We start from the raw sequence: 17,927 nt of genomic DNA on the forward strand, positions 1-17,927 counted from the left end.
GAGATTTCGCAATATATTCATTCCGTTTCAGAATGAACTTCGAAGCTGTTAGATCGAAGCCTTGCGCATTTCCTCAATATAAACGTCACGCAGTTTACGGGCTACCGGCCCAGGCTTGCCGTCACCAATTTCGTGGCCGTCGATCGAAATCACCGGACTGACGAAGCCGGATGCCGAGGTCGAAAAGGCTTCGACGGCATGTCTGGCTTCCTCAACAGTAAAGGCCCGTTCAACAACCTTCATCTGGAGTTTCCGGGCGCAGGCCAGAACCGCCTTGCGCGTAATACCGTGGAGAATGAAGTTGGAGATATCGCGCGTGACGATCGATCCGTCGGCAAGAACGATGTAAGCATTGTTGGACGAGCCTTCCGTCACCAAGCCGTCGCGCACCAGCCAGGCATCGTCTCCGCCTTTGGCGCGGGCTTCCATCTTGGCAAGCGAGGGATAAAGCAATTGCACCGTCTTGATGTCGCATCGGCTCCAACGGTGATCCCCGACGGTGAAGATCTTCTGGCCGCGCTGCGCAAGCGCGCTGTCGATCAGCGACTTCTCCTGGGTAAACAGAACAAGCGTTGCGGGCGTGTCGTCCGGCGGGAAGACAAAATCACGGTCCGCCGCTCCGCGTGTGACCTGCAGATAGACCAGCCCCTCTTCCAGCCCGTTCCTTGAAACAAGCTCGCGATGGATTGCCAGCAATTCGTCGTCGGAAACGGAAAAATTCATGCTCAACTCGCTGAGCGAACGGCGCAGGCGGCCACAATGACCGGCAAAATCCACAAGCTTGCCGTCAAGAACGGACGTCACCTCATAAACGCCGTCTGCAAACAGGAAGCCGCGATCGAAGACCGAAACCTTCGCTTCATTTTCGGGAACGTAGTCACCGTTTACATAAACTGTCCGCATCAAATCAGCCCCAAAGTGCTTGTGAAGGAGGATGAACGCCGCTGGCGTCATATAAAAGAGGATCGGCCTGGTCAGCGGCAAGCAGCAGGGGGCCGTCCAGATCGACGATGTCGGCGCCCTGAGCGACCAGAACCGCGGGCGCCATGGCCAGCGACGAGGCAACCATGCAGCCGACCATAATGGCAAGACCGCCTGCCGTAGCCTCCTCTTTCAGCTCCAGCGCTTCCGTTAGCCCGCCGGTCTTGTCGAGTTTGATATTGACCATGTCATATTTTCCGCGCAGCGAAACAAGCGACGCGCGATCATGGCAGCTTTCATCAGCACAGACCGGCAGCGGCCGGTCCATATCCGCCAACGCATCGTCTTCGCCTGCTGGCAGTGGTTGTTCGACCATCGTCACTCCAAGTCGCAGCAGTTCGGGCGCAAGATCGGCATAGGTCTGGGCGCTCCAGCCCTCATTGGCATCAACAATGATCGCTGTCCGTGGCGCGCCGACCCGTACGGCTTCGAGGCGTTCCAGATCACCCTCGCCGCCAAGCTTGATTTTCAAGAGCGGGCGGTGGGCATTGCGCTGCGCCTTTTCTCGCATCACCTGAGGATCATCCAGCGACAGCGTAAACGCCGTTTGAACAGGCACGGGCTCTGCCAGCGCCGCCAGTTCAAAGGCCCGCCGTCCTGCGATCTTTGCCTCCAGATCCCAGAACGCGCAATCCAGCGCATTACGTGCTGCACCTGCCGGCAACGCCTGCTGCAACCCTTGACGATCAAGCCCCTCGGACAGAGCGCCTGAAAGCGATGTGATCTGAGCAATCACGCTGTCGACCGTCTCGCCATAGCGGGCATAGGGCACACATTCGCCCTGTCCGATGTGAGCACCCTGCGTCAGTGTGACGGTAACGGTTCGTGCCTGTGTTCGCGATCCGCGCGAAATCGTGAAGACCTCTGCAAGAGGAAATACCGTTTCTTCGACATCCAGTTTCGTCTGCATCAGCGCCTATTCCAGCGCATCGACGAGGCGCGCAGCGCCATGCCGATAAGGATCGACCGTCGGAAGTCCCATCTGATCCTCAATGCGGGCTGCATAGTCCGCCGCTTCCGCCTCGCCCATTGCCGATGTGTTCAGCGCAATGCCGGTGACCCGGCACTCGGGATTGACGATATGCGCCATGGTGAGAGCCGTGTCGCGGAGCAGTTCAAGGCTTTGCGCCTTGTATTCCGGTAATCCGCGCATATGCGGCCGGTTGGGCTCATCACACAGGATAAGCGCATCCGGCTGTCCACCATGGATCAATGCCAGCGTGACCCCGGAGTAGGATGGGTGGAAAAGGCTGCCCTGGCCCTCAATCAGATCCCAGTGATCCGGCTCGTTATCGGGCGTCAGATGCTCGATCGCTCCGGCCATGAAATCGGCGACAACCGCGTCCAAAGGCACGCCGGACCCGGTGACGAGTATGCCCGTCTGGCCCGTTGCCCGAAACGTTGCCTTCATGCCCCGCGCGCGCATTTCGCGCTCCATGCAAAGGGCGGTGTACATCTTGCCGACCGAGCAGTCGCTGCCTACGGCAAGGCAGCGTTTTCCGCTCCGCTTTTTTCCGTTGGCGATGGGATATGAGACGCTGGGCACGCGCACATCGTGCAGCATGCGCCCTTCCCTTTGCGCCAACGCGGTCAGTTCCGGCTCATCATTGAGATGGTTGTGAAGCCCGGAAGCCAGATCCAGACCGGCATCGAGGGCGGACTTGAGCACATTCTTCCAACTGCCGGAAATGACGCCGCCGCGATTGGCGACGCCGATCACCATTGTTTTGGCGCCGGCTTTCACCGCTTCATCGATTGTCAGGTCGGCAAGACCCATATCGGCGTTGCAGCCCTCAAGGCGCAATTGGCCAACGGCAAGTTCAGGCCGCCAGTCCTTGATGCCCTGCGCCACCTTGGCTGCAAGGGCGTCCGGCGCATCGCCGAGGAAAAGTAGATAAGGGGTTTGGATCAACTCAGACTCCGCCATTCCTGCTTTTGTTCAAGGCGGTTTTATGTCCCGTCCATACGCCAATTGCCAGCGCCAGTAGGGAATAATTTATCAGCCAGCGAAGAAATCCGCAGAATTTGCCGCCGGTCCATGAGCAAGATTGATAGCCTCATGACCCGGATCAGCGCCTGTGCGGATCATGAGGCTTTGCACACCGACTCTCGTGAACGGGATCAGACATAACGGTTGACGACGTTTTCGAGATATTCCTGCTTGCCGGATCGCGGCTGCGGATTGATGTTTTCGGCCTCGACCCGAGCGGCAATGTCCTCCAATGAGCGTGAACCGGACAACATGCCCCAGTTCTCCTCAGCGCTCCATCCCGCATAGCGCTGATCGACAAAACCCGACAGGTCGCCATCCTCTATCATGGCAGCGGCTGCCTTGAGACCTCTTGCGCAACAGTCCATGCCGCCAATATGCGCAATCAGCAAATCTTCCGGATCAAGCGACTGCCGGCGAAGCTTTGCATCGAAATTGGTTCCACCGGTTGAAAAGCCTCCGCCCTGCAGGATGTGGTAATAGGCCAAGGCCATTTCCGGGACATTGTTCGGGAACTGGTCGGTGTCCCAGCCGGACTGGTAGTCGTTGCGATTCATGTCGATCGAGCCGAATATGCCCAGTGCATTTGCCGTTGCCAGTTCATGCTCGAATGAATGCCCCGCAAGGATCGCGTGCCCCTGCTCGATGTTGACACGAACCTCGTTTTCGAGGCCATAGCGCTTCAGGAAGCCGTAAACCGTCGCCACATCGTAGTCATACTGGTGCTTCGTCGGCTCCTGCGGTTTCGGCTCGATCAGGATTGTCCCGGCAAAACCGATCTTGTGTTTGTAGTCGACAACAAGGTTCAGGAACCGCCCGAGCTGGTCGAGTTCCCGGCCCATATCCGTGTTGAGCAGGGTTTCGTAGCCCTCGCGCCCACCCCACAGCACATAGTTCTCACCGCCCAGCCGGTGTGTCGCGTCAAGACATGTCTTGACGGTGGCGGCACCAAAGGCAAAGACGTCCGGGTCCGGATTGGTCGCCGCACCGGCCATGTATCGGCGATTGGAAAAAAGGTTGGCCGTGCCCCACAGAAGTTTCAGCCCGGTGTCGGCCTGCTTGCCTTCAAAATAGTCCACGATCGCTTCGAGGTTCCGCGTGTTCTCCGCGAAATTCGCACCCTCGGGGCGCACATCGGCATCGTGGAAGCAGTAATAGGGAACGCCAAGCAGGGAGAACATTTCAAAGGCAACGTCAGCCTTCAGCCTGGCAGCCTCCATCGTGTCGTCAAACCATGGGCGATCGAAGGTTTGTCCACCGAAGGGATCGAGGCCGGGCCAGCAGAAATTATGCCAATAGCAAACGGCAAAGCGCAGGTGATCTTCAAGGCGCTTTCCCATGACAATCTCATCGGGATTGTAGTGACGAAATGCAAGCGGGTTGCTGCTTTCCGGCCCCTCATAGGTGATCTTGCCGATATCTCCAAAAAAGCCGGTCGTCATCGTATTGTACTCCGTATGGCCGGGTATGTTTCCCGGTACTGTTGATATGCATCCTCATAGGCTTGACGCATCAGCGTCACCGGTTCGATGGACCGATCGACAGGCGGCGGCGTGCAGGACGCGAGCGATGCCCTGCCGGCCGCCAGCATGGCTAGCCGCGCCGCGCCGAACGCGGCACCCACATCGCCAGCGGCCGGTACGTCAATGGGAACGTTCAGCGCCGTGGCGATCGTACGCAGCCAGTAGTCGGATCGCGATCCGCCGCCGCTGGCTACAAGGCGCTCGATTCCCGTTCCCGTCGCCTGCAGCGCTTCAAGGCTGTCGCGGAAGGCAAAGGCGACGCCTTGAAGGATAGACGCCGTGATGGCGGCGGTATCCGTATCGAGTGAAACACCGGTCAGAATACCCCTGATCGCTGCATCATTGTGCGGCGTGCGTTCACCGGACAGGTATGGAAGGAAAAGCCCTTGGGGTTCACGCAATGTCTCACCAAGCTCTTGTGTCAGGGATGCGGCCGATTTGCCCACAAGCGCGGCAAACCAGTTGAGACTGTCAGTTGCCGACAGGATTACGCCCATCTGGTGCCAGCGGTCCGGCAACGCATGGCAGAAGGCATGAACCGCACTTTCGGGCTCGGGACGGTAAACATCGTTTGCGGCGAAGATCACGCCGGATGTTCCAAGCGAAACGAAAGCCGAACCGTCGGCGATTGTGCCCATGCCCATGGCGGTCGCGGCATTGTCGCCTGCACCGCCGGCAACAACTGTGCCCGGCCGCATGCCCCATTCCATCGCGATCTCCAGGCGCAACGCGCCGCCGGCCTGGCTGCCCTCGACAAGGCGCGGCATCTGATCGGCGTCCATGGACGAGGCAGCCAGCAACTCGGCGGACCAACGCCGATTGCCCACGTCAAGCCAGCTTGTGCCGGAGGCATCCGACATTTCAGATATATGTTCCCCTGTCAGCCACAGGCGCAGATAATCCTTCGGCAACAGGACCTTGGCGATTTTACTGAAGATGTCGGGTTCGTTGTTCTTCACCCAAAGCAGCTTTGGCGCGGTAAAGCCGGGAAAGACGATGTTCCCCGAAATCGCCCTGAACTTCGGATCGGCGTCAAGCTGCGCCGCCTCGGCGTGCGCGCGTGTATCGTTCCACAGCATACAGGGCCGCAGCACCCCATCATCCGCATCAATCAGGGTTGCGCCGTGCATCTGACCGGATAATCCGATGGCGCTGACCTCCGCCAGGGATACCGGGGACGTAACCTTGAGCTTTCCGACAGCACTTCGGGTTGCCTCAATCCAGTCCGCCGGGTCCTGCTCAGACCAGCCTGCCGACGGACGCGAAACCTTCAGATCCGCCGTCGCCGAGGCCACAATCTGCTGTTTATCATCGATAATCAGCGTCTTGACGCCGGATGTGCCAAGATCAATGCCGAGATACATATTTCCTCCATCGGCGCTCAGGCACTGCGAGCCGTCTACCGCCATACATGCCGTCTAACAGCACCCGGGTCTACCAAACGCCATCCCGCATATTGTCTCATGAAGACAGGGCGCCAGGCCCCGGCGTGGCGCCGGGCGGGCATTTGCCGAGAATGATCATTCCGAGCACCTCGTCCTTGTCCACATCACCCGTCTTGGCGTGCCCGACGACCTGGCCGTTCTTCATAACGGCAACGCGGTCCGCCAGATCGAACACGTCGTGGATATCGTGACTGATGAGAAAGATGCCGATCCCCTCGGACTTCAACTGAAGGATCAGTTCCGAAACCTGCGCGGTTTCCTCCGGACCAAGAGCCGCCGTCGGCTCGTCCATGATAAGAATGCGGGCGTTGAACAGAATTGCGCGCGCAATCGCAACCGATTGCCGCTGCCCGCCCGAAAGCGCCTTGACGGGATCCTTGAAGCGCTGGAAGCGCGGGTTGAGGCGGCCCATCACCTCGCGCGCCTTGGCTTCCATCGCGACATCGTCAAGCGTACCCCATGACGTCAGCAGCTCCCGCCCCAGATAGAGGTTCGCAGCCGTATCGACATTATCGGCCAGCGCCAGGGTCTGGTAGATCGTCTCGATCCCGTAGCCCTTTGCGTCGCGCGGATTGTCAATCGTCGCCGCGCTGCCATCGATGTGGATCTCGCCGGCATCGCGCTGATAGGCTCCCGAAAGGATCTTGATCAGTGTCGATTTACCGGCGCCATTGTGCCCAAGCAGTGCCACGACTTCCCCGGCGAACAGGTCCACCGATGCATCGTCCACGGCATGGATGCCGCCGAACGAGATTGAGATGTTGCGCATATCAACCAGGGGCTGGATTTGATTGTTGGTGTTCATGATCGTTCTCCCCGCCCCTAGTGCTGCGATCTGCGGTAAAGCGAATCGAGCCACACCGCGATGACCAGAACGATGCCGACAACGATGTTCTGCAATGGTGTGTCCACGCCCATGATCACCATGCCGGACTGTAGCGACTGCATGACAAGCGCACCGATCATGGCGCCGGCGATGGTGCCCACGCCACCGGCAAGGGATGTGCCGCCGATAACGGCTGCGGCAATCGTCAGCAGTTCATCAAGCGTTCCCTGCGCATTGGTGGCGGCGTTGAGGCGTGCCGTCGAAATCGCCGCAGCGATGGCGCACAACACACCCATGATGATGAAGATCTTCATCGTCACCCAGCGCGTGTTGATACCGGCCAGATCCGCCGCCTCGGGGTTCCCGCCCAGGGCGAACACATAACGTCCGAACCGCGTGCGTGTGGCAAGGAAGGTCATCACAATGCCGACGCCGATGGCGACAAGGACGGGGACTGCGATGCCGTGCCCGATGAAGACCTCGGTCTCCGGTCCTTCGATTTGGCCGTCCCGGATCATTCTGCGCACGATGCCGATGGGATAATAGTATATGTTCACGATGTAGACCGCGCCCAGAACGAGCACGCATCCGATACCTGCCAGGAAAGCTTCGGCCCAGACCGGACGCAGCGGGAACTGGAACCGTTTACGCTGCCGGCGTGCAAAAGCGATCATCGCGACAATCGCAATGCAGGCGATCACACCCAGTATCCAGCTCGCATCGACACCGACGGAGCCTTTTGGCCCGCCACCCAAAAGGCGAAAAGTTTCATTCATCGGCGCGACGGTGCGGCCCGATGTAACCCACCAGGCAGCGCCGCGCCAAACCAGCAGGCCGCCGAGTGTCACAATGAACGCCGGAACGCCCCAATAGGCTATGACATAACCATGCAGCGCACCGATGGCCGCGCCCACCACAATGCCGACCGCAAGAGCGATGATCCATATGAAGGGGCTGTCGAAACCAATGATCTGAGGAAGGATTTCCGCCTGGGTCACCGCCATGATCATGCCGACAAAACCCAGGATCGAGCCGACGGAAAGATCGATGTTGCGTGTGACGATCACCAGAACCATGCCGGTCGCCATGACGGCGATGGACGCGGTCTGTACCGAAAGGTTCCACAGATTGCGCGGCGTCAGGAACAGTCCGCCGGAGAAAATATCGAACAGGATCCAGATCAGCAGCAGAGCGCCGATCATGCCGAGCATACGGGTGTCCAGTTCGGTGGCCTTGATGAAACGTCCAACCGCGGACAATTCCGCGGCGCGTGCGCCGTCGGTTGTCTGGGCAGACTGAGAGTCCGTATTGCCGGTCACGGCCGCTCCCCCTTTATCTTGCAAAAGGCGCCGCAACCCGCAGGGATCGCGGCGCCCATGTGCTCGCCAATGGCGTCATTTTAGTTACAGGCTGCGACCGTGCCTGCACCTACACCCTGGCAAACCACGTCCTTGCCGACCCACCCGGCGTCGATCACGAGGTTCAGATTGTCCTTTGTGATCGGAACAGGTGCAAGGAAGATGGCGTTCATTTCGACGCCTGCCGGACCACCGGACCACTTAACAGAACCCGGAACATCCGACATGGACGTGCCATCGGCCAGAAGCGATGCGATCACAGCGGCGTTCTTGCCGAGTTCACGGGCATCCTTCCAGACCGAAACGGTCTGCGTGCCAAGTGCGACACGGTTCAACGCCGCATGATCGCCATCCTGTCCGGAAACCGGAACACTGCCATCCATGCCCTGAGCCGACAGGGCCGCCACAACGCCGCCCGCGGTGCCATCGTTGGAAGCGACAACCGCATCGATATTGTTATCGTTGGCGGTCAGGATCTGCTCCATGTTCTTCTGGGCATTTTCCGGCTTCCAGCCATCGGTGTAGGCTTCACCGACATTCTTGACCTTACCGGCGTCCATGGCCTCCTTCAGCACTTCCATCTGACCGGAAAACAGGAAATCCGCGTTCGGATCGGACGAGGAACCCTTGATGAAGGCGTAGTTGCCTTCCGGCATGGCGGCGAAGACAGCCCTTGCCTGCATGCGACCAACTTCCTTGTTGTCGAAGGTGATGTAGAACGCTTCCGGGTTCTCGATGAGCCGGTCATAACCGACGACCGGAATGCCTTCCGCGGAAGCCTTTTCAATCGCTGGCCCGATTGCTCCGGAATCCTGCGCAAGAATAATCAGCGCATCGGCGCCCTGGGAAATCAGCGATTCAACATCGGTGAGCTGTTTGGACGCTGACGACTGGGCATCCGCCGAGATGTATGTATTGCCGGCCGCCTCGATCGCAGCCTTCATAGCTGCCTCGTCGGTCTTCCAGCGTTCTTCCTGAAAGTTGGACCATGACACGCCGATGGTCTTGCCTTCAGCAAGCGCCATTCCGGTGGACGATGCAGCGAACACCGCACCGATGAGTGCGGCCTTAAGGATCTTCATTTGTACTACCTCCCAATGAATGAACCGGGGCGCCCTTACCCGTGCGACCGGCCCACGCTTGCATTCGAGCCATTTAATTCGAGGCTCGAAAAAAATAGTGACTTAATAGAAAAGCTGTGTCAACTTGAAATTTGCATCGAGATAAGTTGTTGTAATGCAGCAATTTATTTGCACTGCACTATACTGTGTTGTCGATTGGGAGGTTGTCGGGACATTGGTTGAACTGGGTCGGTCGGACGATGTACGCAAGCGTAACCGCAGCCGCATTCTGCATGTCCTGCGTCGTAATGGCCCGGTTTCGAGGAAGGGTATCAGCGCAAGGACAGGCCTGAGCGCATCGACCGTATCGGCAATCACGTCAGAGCTGATCGACGAAACCGTCATCATTGCGACAGGCAGGGATGATCCAACCAGTCTCGGTCGCGGCCGGCCGCAAATCCGCCTGGCGCTCAATCCCCGAGCCGCACTTGTCGCCGCCGTCATGGTGCAGCTCGACAATATATCGGTTTGCATATCGGACTATTGCGGCGAGCGTGTTGCCGACGTTGACCGGGCTTTCCGGGCCCGCCGCGCCTCCCCGGACGGCTTCCGCAAGGCGTTGATCGAAATGGTGCGCGAGGCGCTGCTGAAGGTTCCGGAAGGCTCAGGCGCGCTGAAACGCATGCGTCTGGGTGTACAGGGCGTCACGGATGTCGACGGCACCTCGATGTTGTGGTCGCCCATCACTCCACATCGCGACCTCGCCTTCAAGGCTTATCTCGAACCGGTTTTTTCCGCACCGGTGCAACTCTCCAACGATTGCAGCATGATCGCCCGGGCGCTGCACTGGCGTGCGCCGGACCGCTTCAACAACAATTATGCCGCCGTCCTGCTTTCGCACGGTATCGGTATGGGCCTGATGCTGAACGGTGACCTTGTCAGCGGCATCCGCTCTTCCGGGACCGAATTCGGGCATCTGTCGCATATTCCCGATGGCGCGCTGTGCCGCTGTGGACGCCGGGGCTGCATCGAAGCCTATGCCGGCGACTACGCGATCCATCGACGGGCGCAGGCAACCGCGGAGACCGAAGCCCCCAGAAACGACATCAGCTATGATGAGATGGACGAGGTGTACCGCGCCGCACTCGGTGGGGACCAGGATGCCATTGCGGCCTATGCAGACGCCGGACGAGCCCTGGGAACCGGGCTTGCGGACATGTATGCCCTTGTCGATTCATTTCCCGTCGCGTTCGTCGGCCGTGGCACCCAGGCATTCGAGTTCATCGAAGAACCGCTTCGTGAAGCGATCAGCGCCACGAAACTGGACGTCATAGCTGACGAGATCGACATTCATTGCTTTCCGGACGAAAAGCCTTTGATTCTGGAAGGATGCACCGTTACAGCACTTTTGGAGGTGGATGAGATGTTTGCGCACGCAACGCAAACGCGGGAGGTTGAGAAGAATGCTGTCTAGTCGAGTTCTGTTGGCAGGCCTTACTCTTTTGTTGGCAACGTTGCCCGCAAACGCTGAAGACATGCCGCCCTGGTCGGAACGCACCATCGGGACACCCCCTGATCCGTCGCGTTTCAGCGGCACCCTTTCCCTGCAACTCCTCGAAGAACTTGTCGATCGGGGAGAAACGCTCTTTACGGCAAAGTTCACGACGCTCGACGGCGCCGGCCGGCCGATGGCGACACAGGCCATCATCCCGACCCGCCGAAAACGCCCCTCTCCTCAAATCTTTCAGCGCCTGCCCGGCGGCGATGCGAACGCCTGCTCGTCGTGCCACATTGATCCCGTCGTCGGCGGCGCCGGCGATTTTGTGACCAATGTCTTCGTTTCCGAGGGTTTCAACAACGCCGATTTCGACACCACCGACCCGCAATTCTCAAATGAACGCAACACAAACCATTTGATGGGTGCGGGTTTGGTCGAGCTTCTCGCCCGGGAGATGACGGCAACGCTGCAGGGTCAGCGAAAAGATGCCTTGAAAAAGGCCCGCCAGAACATAGAGCCGGTCACCGCAAATCTTGTTGCCAAAGGCGTCGATTTTGGAGTGATCACCGCCTATCCGGACGGCACGGTCGATCTTGCCGGAATTGACGGTGTCGACACAGATCTCGTCATTCGACCCTTCAGCCAGAAGGGAGTCATCGGATCGCTGCGGCAGTTTACTGTCAATGCGCTTAATCATCATCACGGCATTCAGGCGGTCGAACGCTTCGGAAGCCGCTGGACGGGTACGGATGATTTTGACGGCGACGAGGTGGCCGATGAAATGAGCCCGGTGGATGTGTCGGCCCTTGTTGCCTGGCAGGCTGCGCGTGAGCCGCCCGTACAGATCGTACCTGACAACGCAGAATGGCGGGAACTGGCAAGCCAGGGTGAGACCATCTTTGGCGCGCTTGGCTGCAATACGTGCCACCGCCCGACCCTGCCGCTTGAAAGTCTGAAGTTCTCGGACCCCGGTCCGCTCGACGCGGCGGGAACGCTGAGGCAGGGCGAAACGCCGCATGGCGCAATATATGATCTTGCCCTTTTTGATTGGGCAAAGAGCCTGCCTCGCGACGAGAACGGCGCGGTCCTTGTGCCGCTTTTCAGCGATCTCAAGCGACACAAGATTGCCGACCAGCAGGTTTCCGCATTGGGCAATGAACTGCTTGGTCAGCGATTTGTCGATCGCGACGTCTTCAAGACGGCTGAGCTTTGGGGCATCGCATCGACCGGCCCCTACGGCCACCGTGGCGATCAGACCACGCTCGATGAGATTATCCGCGTTCACGGGGGTAGCGGGAGAGACAGCCGCAATGCCTATATCGCGCTGCCGGAGGAAGACAAAACGGCTCTTATCGCATTCCTGAAAACTCTGGTGATCAAGCCATGAAGAAAGAATTGCTGACCGCAGGCCTTGCCGTCCTTGCCGCAACTTTGCCGCTCAATGCTTCGGATGAAGAAACGGAGGCTGGCCTACCCCAGATGGACGTTCCGGTTTTTGCCGAGCAGGCGGCCGCCGCCGGGATCGATCACAGTTACCAGGGGCCATGGGAGTATTTTGTCGGCGGCGGCGTTGCCGCGTTCGACTGCAACGGCGACCGTTATCCCGATCTGATGCTCGCCGGCGGAACCGGGCCGGTTCAGCTTTATGTGAATGAAAGCCAGGCAGCGGAGGGCTTGCGGTTTTCAAAACGCGATATCGCAGTCAGCCAGTCCGATCTTGAGAAGGTCACCGGCCTTTATCCGATCGATATCGACAATGATGGTTACAAGGATGTTGTCCTGTTGCGGGTCGGTCGCAATATCGTTCTCAAGGGCGGTCCCGACTGTACATTCGAGCCCGCCAACAAAGAATGGGCCATCGATGGCGGACGCGCCTGGACGACGGCCTTCGCCGCGACGTTCGAGGCAGACAACGCTTTTCCTACCCTCGCATTCGGCAATTACGTCGATCGCTCGGCGCCGGGCTCGCCCTGGGGCACCTGCCACGACAATGTGCTGCTTCGGCCATCGGACGGCGAGCAACCGAGTTATGGCGAACCGTATGTGCTGACGCCGGGATTTTGCGCGCTGTCCATGATCTTTACCGACTGGAACCGTTCCGGCACCCCCGCTTTGCGGATCACCAACGACCGCCACTATTACCGCGGCGGCGAAGAGCAATTGTGGCGGGTTGATCCGGGCAAACCGGCCCGGCTCTACCGGCGTTCGGACGGCTGGCGGCGTGTGAGCATCTGGGGCATGGGCATAGCGGAGGCCGATATCAACGCTGACGGATATCCCGAATACGCTCTGACATCCATGGGCGACACCAAGCTGCAAACGCTGGACGAAGAGGCGGAAGAAGGCAGGCCCGTTTATCGCGATATCGCCTATGAGCGAGGCGCAACGGCACACGTGCCCTATACCGGGTCTGAGAACAAGCCGTCGACCGGCTGGCATACCGAATTTGCCGACTTCAACAATGACGGGGAGCTCGATCTATACATCGCAAAGGGCAATGTGGAGGCCATGCCGGACTTTGCATCCTTTGACCCGGACAATCTGCTTCTTGGTGCCCATGACGGGTCTTTCGTCGAAACGGGCCATCTTGCCGGCATTGATCTGGACCGGCGCGGGCGCGGCGCGGCAATCGTGGATTTCGATCTGGATGGCTATCTCGACCTGTTGGTTGTCAACCGCGAAGCGCCGGTCAGCCTGTTCCACAATCGCGGCGGGCGGACTGAATGGGGAACGCGGCCAATGGGCAACTGGCTGCAGATTGAACTGAGCCAGGACGGCGACAATCGCAACGCGGTGGGTGCGACAATCCTGGTAAAATCCGGAAACGAGACGCGCTCGCGCCGCATACAATCGGGCGGTGGCCATGCCTCGGGCCATTCGGGCTTCATCCATGTGGGCACCGGTGTTGCCGAACGCGCGCAAATCCGGGTGCAGTGGCCGGACGGAGAATGGAGTGCTCCGTACCGGGTTTTCGCCAACAATTTTGTCATGATCGAGAAAGGTGCCACAGAGGCCCGATACTGGTATCCGGCACAGCACTAAAAAAGGGGTAGCTCGGCGCGATGAGCTACCCCCTATCGAGCTATCTGGCAGCGGGACTCGCTGCCGGATCGCCGAACGCATTGCCTTGCACCGTTGCGGTGCCAGGAAGGACAATGATGTCACTCCCTGTGTTTTTTCGTTTCAGCAGCTTCGATTCGAAAACGAATCGAGACAAATCCGAAAATATTTCACATATATGATATTTGCAATATTTGATTGCAATCGAGATACAATACAAAACGAAAGTATAAGAAGACCATACAGCCCCAATACTTCGTAACCATAACATTCGATGGATACGGTCCGCTGCTTGCCAAAGCAGACCACCGATGCAACATTTCAACCACAGATAAAGACAAGCAAATCGGTCGCGAGATGGCGGTAGAAAGAGCCAATCCCTCAAATGTCGCCAAACGCTGCCGCAAGCTGCGCGCAGGCGACAGGATCATTCTTGAAGAAGGTGTCTACAGGCAGCCGCTGGTTCTGACGGGCCTTGCCGGCACGGCTCGCGCTCCCATCGTGATTGAGGCGGAAACGGGCGCCGTGTTTACCAGCGGTCTTTCACGGAAGAAATACGGCAAACAGGCAAACCTCATTGCCATGCGCAGGCAGGCCGCGGGTTACTATCCGAGCGTCGGCCAGACGGCTGACGAAGCCACGCTCGCGTTCATTCACTGCCGGCATGTCATTGTGCGCGGCCTGAACTTCCTGCGCTGCTGGCCGACGGCCGTCTATCTGGAAGAATGCCAGCATATGAGGCTTGAAGAACTCAGTTTTCGGGAAGGAACCATCGCAATTGGCGCGAATGGCCTAACCACCCGCGATATCCTTGTCAGCAAATGCGACTGGAAACAGGATGTCAGCGACGACAATGAGATGTGGAACACAATACCGTGGCGCCGTGTCCACGGATCGAAACAGAACACCGACGGTATTCCGGTCGATCCGGAAGGCGACTATCGCGCCTGGGACGGTGATTTTTTCCGCGCCTGGGATGTGGCGGGCAACATCGTTATCCGGGACAACACAATCTCGGATGCATTCAACGCGATCCATTTTTTCAACCGTATCGATCAGCTTGCGCCGGGCGTCGATGCAATACAATTAAACTTCAACAATGGCCGCCGCGCCTCCGCCAATATTCTTATCGAAGGCAATACATTCACCCGCATACGCGACAACGCTATCGAGCCTGAGGATTACGCCTGGAACTGGGTGATCCGGCACAATACATTTGCCGATTGTTACCGCCCGTTTTCTCTTGAACTGCAGCGCGCCGGCTGGTTCTACATCTACGGCAATGTGGGGTGGGTGAACAATCCGCCAAGCATGCTACCGGAGCCCGGCGACCGGACAAAGTGTTCCCATTTCAAGCTTGGCGGCGCTCAGAAGAATGAGGGCCCGATCCACGTCTTTTTCAATTCCTGGTACTACCGCAAAGGCAAGGGCATCTTCCCCAAAGGCGCGCTCGGCAGGCTGAGGCATTTCAACAACGCCATCGGATTCGGCAATCCGGCCAAGGCACAGATGTTCGGAAAAACCGGTTCCCTGAAGTGGCTGGAAGATGATCTCGGCAATCATTTTACCCGGCAGTGGGACGCGGAACACTACGACATCATCTTTGATGGCGACCTTTGCGAAGACAGCAATTTCCCGGACGGTTTCAGGTCATTGGGTTTTGAACTTGGAGAAAACTCGAAGGCAGGCTCGCCCAGTTTTGCCCACCCGGAGTCGGCCCAGCCAAACCTGCGCATCGGATCCGATTCTGCCGGTTTCAAAACCGCAATCGCGATGCTCATCGAACTGCCGGACGGCAGCGGAATTTCTGTCCCGGCGGGCAGAAATATAGGCGCTCATCAGGAAGACGGGGTTTACGATCCCATCGACCGCGCGTTTGCCTTTTTGCCGGAGGCGACCGGCGATGCTAGCCAGAATAAACAGGACGATGATGAAGACGGCGACAAGCCCGGTCTTCTGCTCTTCTAGTTGCCGGACGGTCCTTCGCAACTGAAGACACACTCCCCGGCGATCCAGACATTTTCGACCGTCAGGGCATCGGACAAATGCACCAGGTTTGCGGTCGCGCCTTTTCCCAGGTGCCCGTGTCGATCATCCGCGCCAAGTGCGCGCGCCGGATAGAGTGATGCCATTTTCAGCGCCTCATCGACCCGCAGCCCGACCTTCTGGACCAGAAACCGTACCGATGCGATCATGTCGATATCCGCTCCGGCGAGGGTTCCGTCGTCCAGCGTCAAGCGCCCGTCTACCCGATGCACGGTGCGCCCGTTCAGTGTGAAGGATTGCTGATCGGTGCCGATGCAGGACATGGCGTCGGTGACAACAAACAGCCTGCCCGGTTCTGCCTTGCCTCTGATGGCAATGCCAAGGCTTTCCGGCGCAACATGGATACCGTCGGCAATCAGCCCCGCATGGACGGATGGTTCCGACAGAGCCGCACCCACCATGCCCGGCTCGCGATGACTGAGGGGGCTCATGGCATTGAACAGATGCGTAAACATCGAAGCCCCGACCATGACCATCTCACGCGCGGTCTGGCAATCGGCATTGCTGTGCCCGAGACTGATCTTGATGTTGGCCTCACTCAAGGTGCGGATCTGATCTGTGGTGACGGCTTCCGGAGCAACGGTAACGAGCAGGTGCGGAATTTTTCTTTGCGCATCCAGCAGCCTTGCCACATCGTCCCGTCCGGCGGGGCGGACGAGGTCCGCATCGTGTGCGCCCCGCCGCTCGACCGACAGATGCGGTCCCTCCAGGTGAAGGCCGAGAAAACCGGCGATCTCATCCTTCGCTGCACCGGCAGCGGCGGCGATTGCCTTTTCCGTCATCTCCGGCGTGTCGGTGATAAGCGTCGGCAGCAATGCGGTCGTTCCGAACCGCGCATGCGCCGTGCAAATGGTTCGAATGGTCTCGATGCTCGGATCGTCGTTCAGCAGGACACCGCCGCCGCCATTGACCTGCAGGTCGACAAACCCCGGCGCCAGGAAGCCGCTCTCAAGCCGCGACAAAGCCACATCCGCCGGGATTTGCGATACGGGGACAATATCCGTGACAGTTCCCGACTGATACAGAACTGCCGCCTGTGAATGCCAGGTCGAACCGTCAAAGATCACCGGCGCTTCGATCGCTGTGTGTTGCGTCATGTGGTCTCGGTCACCTTGCTGAGTTTGTCCGGGCTGTCGGGATCCAGCCCGATTGTCCGCGCCAGTCTCTCGACAAATCCGTAAAACGGAACAATCAGAGCCAACGCGTCCGTCAACGGATGACCCGTTGCTATAAAGGGAAGTCGCCGGGCCGTCATCGTCTTTTCGGAAGTGATGTAGACCTTGGCTCCGTCGCCGGCCAGCTTGTCAGCCGTCGAAACTATAGATGCTTCCGCCGCATCCCGGGCCGTCAAAACCAAAACCGGAAAACCACCCCCAACCAGAGAGACCGGGCCGTGCAATACTTCCGCTGCGCTATAGGCTTCGGCGTGCAGATTGCAGGTCTCCTTGCATTTGAGCGCCGCCTCATGGGCAACCGCCAGCGCCGGCCCGCGACCGAGTATATAAAGCGACTGGCCGGTTTGCGGATCGGAAAAAATGGATGGCCAGTTCGTGCGCACCGCCTTGCTCAACTGCTCGGGCAACTGCCTGAGCGCCCGCTCCAGCGCTTCATCCCGAGACCAGGCCGATACGACGAGCAAGCCGGCAAGGATCGAATTTACAACACTCTTTGTCGCCGCCACTGCGAATTCTGTGCCGGCCCGGATATCAATGCGGATATCGCTGCCGACGGCGAGTGGTGAACCGGCATTGTTCGTCAGCGACATGGTCAGAGCGCCCCCCTGCCCGGCAGCGTTTTGCAGCGCCACGATATCCGGGCTTTGGCCGGACTGTGACACTGACAGACAAAGTGCATTGTCAAGTTTAAGCCGAGTGCCATAGATCGAAGCGATGGAAGGACCGACCGAGGCGACGGCCAGCCCCAGTTGCAGTTCGATGGCGTATTTCAAGAACGCCGCCGCGTGGTCGGAAGACCCGCGGGCCACAGAGACCACGAAGCCAGGCTTGCGTTCCCGCAACGAGCGGCCGATTTCGCCCAGATCAGGCGACAGTCCGTCCAGCAGCCTTTGTGCCGCATCCGGTATCTCGTCGATCTCCGCTCGCATTTTTGTCATTTGGTTTCTCCGGCGCGACAGGGCGC

Annotated in this window: 14 protein-coding genes; 4 read left to right on the forward strand and 10 right to left on the reverse strand. The window is 59.0% G+C overall.

Features of this window, described 5'->3' with window-relative positions; genetic code table 11:
• Window positions 1–48 precede the first annotated feature (48 nt).
• From OQ273_RS10925 to xylF, 8 genes are all read right to left on the reverse strand, one after another.
• The gene (locus OQ273_RS10925; protein ID WP_267990535.1) at window positions 49–903 is read right to left on the reverse strand and encodes a D-amino-acid transaminase; all 855 of its coding nucleotides are present in this window, start codon (window positions 901–903) and stop codon (window positions 49–51) included.
• Between the two features lie 4 nt (window positions 904–907).
• Window positions 908–1,891, reverse strand: a complete 984-nt coding sequence (dgcA, locus tag OQ273_RS10930; RefSeq protein WP_267990536.1) for an N-acetyl-D-Glu racemase DgcA — start codon at window positions 1,889–1,891, stop codon at window positions 908–910.
• A gap of 6 nt (window positions 1,892–1,897) precedes the next feature.
• Window positions 1,898–2,893, reverse strand: coding sequence for an N-acetyltransferase DgcN (dgcN, locus tag OQ273_RS10935; protein ID WP_267990537.1), 996 nt, complete (start codon window positions 2,891–2,893; stop codon window positions 1,898–1,900).
• 209 nt (window positions 2,894–3,102) lie between these two features.
• On the reverse strand, window positions 3,103–4,413 hold the full coding sequence (gene xylA, locus OQ273_RS10940; protein ID WP_267990538.1) for a xylose isomerase: 1,311 nt from the start codon (window positions 4,411–4,413) through the stop codon (window positions 3,103–3,105).
• Window positions 4,410–5,858 carry a xylulokinase gene (xylB, locus tag OQ273_RS10945; RefSeq protein ID WP_267990539.1) on the reverse strand — a complete coding sequence of 483 codons (1,449 nt, stop codon included), beginning with the start codon at window positions 5,856–5,858 and terminating at the stop codon, window positions 4,410–4,412. Before xylB ends, xylA begins: the two co-directional genes overlap by 4 nt.
• 97 nt (window positions 5,859–5,955) lie before the next feature.
• On the reverse strand, window positions 5,956–6,744 hold the full coding sequence (locus OQ273_RS10950) for an ATP-binding cassette domain-containing protein (protein WP_267990540.1): 789 nt from the start codon (window positions 6,742–6,744) through the stop codon (window positions 5,956–5,958).
• A gap of 17 nt (window positions 6,745–6,761) precedes the next feature.
• Window positions 6,762–8,084 (reverse strand): sugar ABC transporter permease, encoded by a 1,323-nt coding sequence (locus tag OQ273_RS10955; protein ID WP_267990541.1) that lies wholly within the window; start codon window positions 8,082–8,084, stop codon window positions 6,762–6,764.
• An 80-nt stretch (window positions 8,085–8,164) separates the two neighbouring features.
• Window positions 8,165–9,148, reverse strand: a complete 984-nt coding sequence (gene xylF / locus OQ273_RS10960) for a D-xylose ABC transporter substrate-binding protein (protein WP_425493413.1) — start codon at window positions 9,146–9,148, stop codon at window positions 8,165–8,167.
• Window positions 9,149–9,419: 271 nt separating this feature from the next.
• Here xylF and OQ273_RS10965 point away from each other — a divergent pair, with 271 nt between their 5' ends.
• The 4 genes from OQ273_RS10965 to OQ273_RS10980 all read left to right on the forward strand — a co-directional run bounded on the left by OQ273_RS10965 (window position 9,420) and on the right by OQ273_RS10980 (window position 15,710).
• Window positions 9,420–10,658, forward strand: coding sequence for an ROK family transcriptional regulator (locus tag OQ273_RS10965; RefSeq protein ID WP_267990543.1), 1,239 nt, complete (start codon window positions 9,420–9,422; stop codon window positions 10,656–10,658).
• On the forward strand, window positions 10,648–12,069 hold the full coding sequence (locus tag OQ273_RS10970) for a di-heme oxidoredictase family protein (RefSeq protein ID WP_267990544.1): 1,422 nt from the start codon (window positions 10,648–10,650) through the stop codon (window positions 12,067–12,069). Before OQ273_RS10965 ends, OQ273_RS10970 begins: the two co-directional genes overlap by 11 nt.
• Window positions 12,066–13,724, forward strand: a complete 1,659-nt coding sequence (locus OQ273_RS10975) for an FG-GAP repeat domain-containing protein (protein WP_267990545.1) — start codon at window positions 12,066–12,068, stop codon at window positions 13,722–13,724. The genes OQ273_RS10970 and OQ273_RS10975 overlap by 4 nt, the downstream gene beginning before the upstream one ends.
• Window positions 13,725–14,099: 375 nt before the next feature.
• On the forward strand, window positions 14,100–15,710 hold the full coding sequence (locus OQ273_RS10980) for a polysaccharide lyase domain-containing protein (RefSeq protein WP_267990546.1): 1,611 nt from the start codon (window positions 14,100–14,102) through the stop codon (window positions 15,708–15,710).
• Here the strand turns inward: OQ273_RS10980 and nagA are convergent.
• Entirely contained in the window at window positions 15,707–16,885 is a 1,179-nt protein-coding gene (nagA, locus tag OQ273_RS10985; protein WP_267990547.1) for an N-acetylglucosamine-6-phosphate deacetylase, read from the reverse strand. The two genes, OQ273_RS10980 and nagA, sit on opposite strands and share 4 nt — an antisense overlap.
• Window positions 16,882–17,901: an SIS domain-containing protein gene (locus OQ273_RS10990; RefSeq protein WP_267990548.1), complete on the reverse strand. Its 1,020-nt coding sequence runs from the start codon at window positions 17,899–17,901 to the stop codon at window positions 16,882–16,884. The genes nagA and OQ273_RS10990 overlap by 4 nt, the downstream gene beginning before the upstream one ends.
• Window positions 17,902–17,927: the final 26 nt, after the last annotated feature.

Source organism: Hoeflea prorocentri (genome assembly GCF_027944115.1).
In the GTDB taxonomy this organism is placed as follows: domain Bacteria; phylum Pseudomonadota; class Alphaproteobacteria; order Rhizobiales; family Rhizobiaceae; genus Hoeflea_A; species Hoeflea_A prorocentri.